At 56.3% G+C, this 8,103-nt stretch carries 6 protein-coding genes; 4 read left to right on the top strand and 2 right to left on the bottom strand.

The features are described 5' to 3' along the window. Positions 1-188: 188 nt before the first annotated feature. Positions 189-1,529, top strand: coding sequence for a 3-deoxy-7-phosphoheptulonate synthase class II (locus tag HQL65_19530; protein MBF0138429.1), 1,341 nt, complete (start codon positions 189-191; stop codon positions 1,527-1,529). Between the two features lie 278 nt (positions 1,530-1,807). Further along, complete coding sequence (locus tag HQL65_19525; GenBank protein ID MBF0138428.1) at positions 1,808-3,790, top strand: SPOR domain-containing protein; 1,983 nt, start codon at positions 1,808-1,810, stop codon at positions 3,788-3,790. A 43-nt stretch (positions 3,791-3,833) separates the two neighbouring features. Here the strand turns inward: HQL65_19525 and HQL65_19520 are convergent, their stop codons facing one another. Beyond that, on the bottom strand, positions 3,834-4,964 hold the full coding sequence (locus HQL65_19520; GenBank protein MBF0138427.1) for a DegT/DnrJ/EryC1/StrS family aminotransferase: 1,131 nt from the start codon (positions 4,962-4,964) through the stop codon (positions 3,834-3,836). Positions 4,965-5,009: 45 nt separating this feature from the next. Further along, positions 5,010-5,624, bottom strand: coding sequence for a hypothetical protein (locus HQL65_19515; protein ID MBF0138426.1), 615 nt, complete (start codon positions 5,622-5,624; stop codon positions 5,010-5,012). Positions 5,625-5,703: 79 nt separating this feature from the next. Between HQL65_19515 and HQL65_19510 the strand changes: the two genes are divergently transcribed. Together HQL65_19510 and HQL65_19505 are read left to right on the top strand one after the other, a co-directional pair. Further along, positions 5,704-6,972, top strand: coding sequence for a type III PLP-dependent enzyme (locus HQL65_19510; protein MBF0138425.1), 1,269 nt, complete (start codon positions 5,704-5,706; stop codon positions 6,970-6,972). A gap of 579 nt (positions 6,973-7,551) precedes the next feature. Beyond that, complete coding sequence (locus tag HQL65_19505) at positions 7,552-7,743, top strand: hypothetical protein (GenBank protein ID MBF0138424.1); 192 nt, start codon at positions 7,552-7,554, stop codon at positions 7,741-7,743. The last annotated feature ends 360 nt before the right edge of the window (positions 7,744-8,103 follow it).

The raw sequence follows: 8,103 nt of genomic DNA, 5'->3' as shown, positions 1-8,103 counted from the left end.
GTGGACAAAACTACGAAACAATCCTGCAAGACGACTCTGAAAGATAATCCTTTAAGACTCCCGTCCCAGGATGCATGGCCCGTTTGATCAAGCCCAGAATTGCAACTTGCCAGTGGTTTGTCAGTCGGTTTATAAGGGTAGGTTCGATGTCTTCAGAACCAATCCAACCGGCATGAGGATTTTTTCCAGTGTCTCCAACATGGCGTCCCGACTCCTGGCGGCAATTCAAGGCAGAACAACAACCCGACTGGCCTGATCCCAAGGCTCTAACCGAGACTTTCACCAACCTGAGCCAATTCCCTCCGCTGGTCTTTGCGGGAGAAGTACTCTCCCTCAAGCAGCACTTGGCGCGAGTTGCCGAGGGGAAGGCCTTTTTGTTGCAGGGAGGTGACTGCGCGGAATCCTTTGGCGATTTTACGGCCAATGCCATTCGCGACAAGCTGAAAGTGTTGCTGCAAATGGCCGTGATTCTGACCTATGGAGCCAGAAAACCCGTGGTCAAGGTGGGGCGCATCGCCGGTCAGTTTGCCAAGCCCCGTTCCAGCCCCATGGAAACCCAGAATGGCGTTTCACTGCCAAGTTTCCGGGGAGAATCGGTCAACGATCCCTACTTTTCCGAAGAGGCCCGGCAGCCGGATCCCAAACGTCTGGAACGCGCCTATTTCCAGTCCGCATCCACCCTGAATCTGTTGCGAGCCTTTACCGAAGGGGGGTTTGCCGATTTGCACCGGGTGCAGATGTGGAACCAGGACTTTGTCGCCAAAAGTCCCCAGGGACAGCGTTATGCCCACCTGGCCGATCAATTGAGCGACGCCCTGCGCTTCATGGAAATCATTGGTATCGACTCCAGAACCACACCGGTATTGCGCCAGGTCGAGTATTTTACCAGCCACGAAGCCTTGATCCTGGAGTTCGAGCAGGCCTTGACCCGGGTTGATTCCATTACAGGTGACTATTTCGATTGTTCCGCCCACATGTTGTGGATCGGCGAACGGACCCGGCAACTGGATGGGGCGCATGTGGAATTTTTGCGGGGTGTGCGCAACCCCCTGGGATGCAAAATCGGTCCGCAGGCCACGGCTGATGACATCCTGGGCTTGTGCGACCGGCTCAATCCCGACAACGAAGCCGGACGCCTGACCCTCATCACCCGTTTCGGTCACAACAAGATTGCCGGCGTTCTCCCCTCCTTGATCCGCAAAGTGCATCAGGAAGGCCGTCAGGTGATCTGGAGTTGCGACCCCATGCACGGCAACACCCAGACCGTCAAAGAGTTCAAAACCCGGCCTTTCGACAATATTCTTTCGGAAATCAAACAGTTTTTCAGCATTCACAAGGCCGAAGGAACCATCCCGGGCGGGGTCCACTTTGAACTGACCGGCGAGGATGTCACCGAATGTCTGGGCGGCTCCATGGAAGTCCTGCCGGAAAATCTCCGGGAACGGTACGAGACCACCTGTGATCCGCGTCTCAATGCCACCCAGGGATTGGACATGGCCTACCTGATTGCCGAACTCATGCAATCCTGATCACCTGATCCCGGTCACGCCTGCCTGATCGGAGAGACAGTTGCATCTGTCATCCGAGACGCCGTCGTCATCCGGTCTGCCTGCCTGAACGGGGAAGCGGCTCTGCCCTTCCCCGGCTTGTTCAGCCGCTCGACTCCTGACCCGCCATTCGCGATTCTTTCGAAAACATTGATCCCGGAATATTTACTGGTCTGGAAATTGCTAATTTCCTGACATTCCGTTTGCCACAGTGGCAACGGCCAGGACCGGAAAGGCGGGCAATGGCGGAAAACGAGGCAATGCCTCAAATTCAGAATGACGACAAATCCGAGCCATCGGTCTCTTTGTCGCATACGCTGAAGACCATTCGAAACGGGTTGCAGATGCGGCCCCAACGCGGATGGGGCGTGGTCTTTGCCCTGGTCTACTGGAGCATGGTGGGTGCCGCCGGTGTCACGGCCACCATGCCCATCATCTCCCTCTTCAAAAGTCCCACCGAAGCCGAAAGCGGTCTCTCGCAACAAACTGAAACATATGAAGGAGATGAAAGTTCCGTAGCGGGAGGTCCACCCCCGGTCCCCGAGATGAAAGAGGCCGTACAGGTGACCGATCTGGAATCTCCGGATGCCCAGGCAGGCACGGCATCACCGACTCCGGCAACCCCGGAATCAGCCGTCTCCGAAGTCGATCTGGCGGAACTCCAATCCCAGGACCTCGAAAAGCTTGCCGAGTCATCCCCGGCATCATCCGCACCGACTCCTGCTGCTGTCAAAAAGTCAACGACCGAGGATTCCGCAACCGCATCCACGCCGGACACCGCTGCGCCGGATGCCTCCCTGGAATCGTGGACGCAGGCAGTCACCGAACAACAAACAGCTCCCGACCAGAATGAAGAGTCTGTCGAGGATGGCAAAACCTTCAAGGGTAATGTAGACGATGAACTGGCCGCAGCCGGCATCGAGATTGTGGAACTAGCCCTTCTGGAAGCCGAGGAAGCGGCCGCAAAAGCGCGTCAGAAAAAGGGGGTGCAGGATGTCCTGTCGGCCCTGCCCCAGATCACAAAACTCCCGCCCGTTCAGGCTGGACGGCATTTTGTCCTGGTTGAATCTTCCCCGGATGCAGCCCGGGTTCAAGCCGCAACGGCGCAACTGTCTGCCCTGGGCATCACGCCCCTGACCAGTGGATCCACCTATCTGGAACAGCGGTATACCCATGTTCTGACCGGCCCGTTTGCCACCTCCGGCGCGTCGATCCAGGCCGCCCGCCTGCTGACGGAACAAACCCGGCTTGACACGTTTCCCCTCATTGCCAACAAAACCCATCAGCCCGGGGAACAGATGGATCCCACCAAGGCACTGATTCCTCCAGATGATTTTCCCGTGTTCCAGGATGGTCACTTCATGATTGTCGCCGGTTCCTTCACGAGCGCCTTCAATCTGGCCCAGACACAAAACCTGTTGACCGGATACGGCATTCTGCACACGGTGGAAAAGACGGATGTCAAGGGCCGCACCTTCCAGCGGGTGCTTGTCGGACCGTTCGCCACCCACCAACAGGCTGAGCTGGGTCTGCCCATTCTCCAGATGCGCCTGCAACTGGATGCCCGGGTCATCAAGCTGGAAACACCACGCAAAGCGGTCCGGCTGTGGCAACCACCCGAAAAAAGGGCCCTGTTGGCAGCCCGCCAACAGCCAGTATCGCCCTCAAAATCCGATACATCCATGGTATTGGCCGAGCCGCCAAAACAGGAAGAGATCCTCCCGATTCACCGTGGCCAACCGCCGAATGACAAAAGCAGGCTCGTGCAACGGGCCGAAAAAGCTGTCCATACGCCAATGGACACAAACAGGTCAGCGCAACAGGCCCAGAAAATCGTCCATTCACCAAAGGACACAAACAAATCAGCGCAACAGGCCGAAGATATTGTTCATACACCAATCGTCAAAAATTGGACAGTACAACAGGGCGAAAAAATTGTCCATGCGCCTGTGACGGCACCCAACCCATGGGAAACTCAAGAGACGGATTTGACTGTCGCCAAAGATGTGACGGGGCAATATGCCGTTCTGGTCGGCGTTTTCAACCACCAGAGTGATGCCGACCACACCCTGAACCAACTGACTCGCGAAGGAGTCAAATATTTCCTGAAAGAAGCCGACGTGGGCGGGCGTCGTTTCATCCAGGTCCTGGTGGGGCCGTTCAACAAACGGGAAGAGGCCAAGACAGTTGCCGATCAGGTGCGCGATCAAACCGGATTGCTCACCTATTGCATCGGTATTTAGTGTAGTTTTTCAAACGTTTACTAATGGGGGGGGGGCTGAATAGTTACGGAGCTTCCAGACAGGTCCGCACCCCGTCAATGACATGACGGATTTCGTGTTCCTGCAACCCAACCCACAAGGGAAGGGAGACCGTGCGATCCCCAATCGCCTCTGCCACGGGGAAGGTGCCGCGTTGGAAACCGAAGCGTTGCTGATAATAGGTCAGCAGATGAATGGCGCGGTAATTGACGGTGCAACCGACACCCAATGCCTGGAGCCTGCCGAGAAATCCGTCCCTGGTTGCGGCCGGAACCTGAATGGTGAACAAATGCCGGGCATGGCGGGAACCCTGTGGCAATCGGTGCAGTTCCAACCCCGGCAACCCCGTGAAGGCCGACTCGTACTTGGCGGCAATTTCGCAACGGCGCTGCCAATGGTGGAATATTTTCGGAATTTGCGGCAACAGCAGGGCGGCCTGGATATCGAACATGTTGGCCTTCTGCCCCAGGCACACCATGTCCCAATGCTGGTAGCGACCGTGATACCGGTCGGCGGCACCTTTATCCATGCCATGGGAGCGACAGAGAAAAAGCCGTTCGGCCAATTCATCGCGATCCGTGGCCACGGCTCCCCCTTCGCCGGCACATAAATTCTTGGTGGCATAAAAGCTGAAGCAGGCGGCATCACTCAGTTGCCCCGGGCGGACCCCATCCCGTTCACCCTCCACACAATGAGCAGCGTCCTCGACAATGGCCAGACCATGCCGGTCGGCAATGACCCGCAAACGGCGCATGTCGCACATCTGCCCATACAGATGGACCGGCAGAATGGCCCTGGTTCGCGGGGTGATGGCGGCCTCGACCCGTTCGGCGTCCAGGTTGCCGGTGGCCGCTTCCACATCGACGAAAACCGGAACTCCCCCGGCCTCGATGATGGCATTGGCCGTGGCAATGAAGGTCATGGGGGTGGTGATCACTTCATCCCCGGAACCAATGTTCAAGGCCCGCAAGGTCAACAACAGGGCAGAGGTACAACTGGAAACCCCCACCACCCGCCGTACTCCCAGATATTCGGCAAATGCCGCCTCGAAGGTACGGGTCTTGGGACCGGCGGTCAGAAACACCGAATGCAGCGTCTCCACCACCGAGGCAATCTCCTCCTCGCCCAGGGCATGCCGATAAAATTCAACTTTCATGGCGTTGGTCACACAGGGAAAGATTAAAAAAAAACCGGCAACAGGTCACCAGAGACGCGGAACAAACTCCTTGTCATTGGCAAGCCACACCTTGTCCCCGGCATGAAGAATGACAAACAGGCCCTGCTGGCGGGCATACTCCGCCACATCCCCCTCGGTCAGGACACCGGCCACGGCACCAATCACCCGACAATCGGCATAGATGGGAAACAACTCCCGAAACCGTTGCAGGCAAACCATATGCTTTTCGACATCCGCAACCCGCAGGGTGCTTTCGACCTCCACCAGAACGACCAGGTCATCACTCTTGGCCATGATGTCAATGCCGACGACAGTACCATCATCCTGGAAAACCTGGATACGTTGTTGCATCTGGTTGAAGTGGATGCCACGCTCGGCAAACAGGGGTTCACAACCGTGCCTGACATAGTCCACCACAAACATGTTCCATTTGGACCGCAGCTTTTCCACCTGCTGGACCAGATCCGAGATGGCCGGATTCGATCTGGCACCGTTGAGTCGCAAAAAACGTTCGGTCCTGTTGAGACTGCGCGCCGTCTCCTGCATGGTCCGACTGCTCTCCCGGCCAGGATTCCACACCCGGTGACCGGCTCGTTGGAGAAGAGTCGCCAGCATGTTCAGGGTCAAAACGCCAAGCATGGAACTTTCTCACCTTTGGAGAAAAACCTGATCGACAAACCAGAACGGCACCAACCATCCAAACCAACAGGCACCAACAATGCACGCGGCACACTCTAACAACATCGGCAACTCTTTTCCAGGTCCGGTTGCAGGAGAGAAATTATTCCCGGCCACGGATCTGGTCTGGGGTGGTGGTCAGACACTCGTGGAACGACTTGTCACCGATCCACCATCAGGTGCCCTCTATTGCCTGAACCTGCAAGTGTTGTCCGAACTGGTCCACTCTGCCCTGAAAACCCTGCCAACACCCTACTACGCTGTCAAGGCCAACTCCCATCCCTGTACCTTGAAAGAGATGGCCCGTCTGGGTCTGAACCGTTTCGACATTGCCTCCCTCGATGAACTGACGGCGGTGCAGGCCCTCCTGCCCGACGCAACCTGTGCCTTCATGAATCCGATCAAAAGTGTCCAGGAGATTCGCGCTGCCCATCATCTGGGCGTCAATGCCTTTGCCCTCGATTCCATGGCGGAAATGGAACGTCTGCTCAAGGCACTCCCGGAGAGAAGCCGCTGCACTTTTCTGGTCCGGATCGCCGTCAACCAGGCCGACGCCGCCTACAACATGAGCGGAAAATTCGGGGCCACCCGGGAAGAGTCGGTTGCCCTGCTCCGGCAACTGGCCGCGCATGGCGTTGCCACCGGGATCACCTTCCATGTCGGCAGCCAATGCCTGGACCCGTCTGCCTATGACAAGGCCATCACCGAGGCTTCCCGGATTCTCAAAGCCGCAGCAACACCGCTGACCGTTCTGGATGTGGGTGGCGGCTTTCCGGCCCGGCATCGGCACCATCTTTCCCACCTGGAGTGGTATGGCTTGGCCATCCGCAAGGCACTCGACCGCCACAGGGATACCTTCGGTCCCTCCCTGACCGTCCAGAGTGAACCAGGCCGTTGTCTGGTCGCCCATGCCGGCAGCGTCGCCGTCCAGATCAAGGCCCGCAAACACAACCTGCTCGTTCTCAGCGATGGCAGGCATGGTTTGCTGTCGGATTTGTGGTGGATGCACGGCCTGCACCCCATGCGACGCATCCTCCGCCACACCAGTCACCCACACAACCGGACAACCACCGACAACCCATACTCCCTTTTTCAACTGGCCGGCCCCACTTGCGACAGTCATGATTTTTTCCCAGGCCCCTACTCCCTTCCCCATGACATGACGGAGGGAGACTGGCTCGAAATCGGTTGCCTGGGTGCCTATTGCCTCGAACTGGCAACCCGTTTCAATGGCTACGGCTCCTATCAGTTCATGACTGTCACCCCCCCGAATGACCACGATCACCCTGCCGACCCCGAAAATATTTGATTCACAACCCCTTCTCCAGGCTTCTGGAACGTTTTTTTTCATGGCAAAAATATATTGTTCCCCTGTCAGGACCCTGCATGGTAAAGTCACACACTTTCGCAAGCGAAAGTCGATACACCAACACAGTCAAAATATTATTTTTTAATAGCTTTTCAGAACGTTGACATGAACTGGGCCATTCTCCATACCTCCGTATCTCCCGCTTCCCGCACTCGGGAGCTTGCAGCGTCCATATCGGTCGCTTCCGGCTTCAAACCATTCAGATTGAACATTCATCAGCCAATCTTCCCTCCAATTGACGCACCTCTCGATCCACACCCCTGTGCGGTTTGTTCCCACACCGCAGAAACTCGATTTGCCCGGCAAAATCAGTCAACCGCCCGACAAACAGCTTCAATTGTCCAGCACGGGCGGGGCCAGCCATACATGTCACAAAATGTGTCTAAATACCGCAAGATGGAATTTCTTCCACCCATATGGAACTCAGGATCATTTTTTCAGGCTTTTGGTCGGGGCGCACGATCGTAAGGCGTGTCAGGTGCAATACAAATGAAATTTAATCTAAACAAGGAGATACAAATGAAAATCAGAAATCTGCTCATCGCTTCTCTCGTGGCGGTTGCCTTCGCCGGCAGCGCCATGGCGCAGGAGCCCATGCCTTCCCCTTCCGGTGCCCCTGAAAAGGCCCAGGGCCAAGTGAAAAAGGCCAAAAAAAAGCACAAGGCCAAGAAACACAAAAAAGCCGCCAAGGCCAAGAAAAACATTCAATAGTTGCCGGATTTGGATTTTTTCTCGAATCGGCTGCCCAGGCAATCCTTCCCCAGGCCGGAGCGGGCAACTATCGAATCAAGTCGGGGCACTTCCGGGTGCCCCGATTTTTTTTGGCGTATCCCCCTTGACCAAGGCACGGCTCCGGCACACCTGCCACCCCATCCAGACAGCAACCGTTATGGGGGCCTGCAATATTTTTTCAGAGGCCGTCCATTAAACCGCGTCCACTTTGAGATATGCAGTTTTTGTGAAAAAATTTGGGAAAAAATTTGGGAAAAAATTTGGGAAAAAATTTGGGAAAAAAGATTTTATTGGGGCGCTGCCCCAAACCCCGCCAGGAGGAAGGGCGCAGCCCTTCCT

This window comes from Magnetococcales bacterium (genome assembly GCA_015228935.1).
GTDB lineage: Bacteria > Pseudomonadota > Magnetococcia > Magnetococcales > DC0425bin3 > HA3dbin3.
This window is presented reverse-complemented; position numbering and strand designations above follow the sequence as displayed.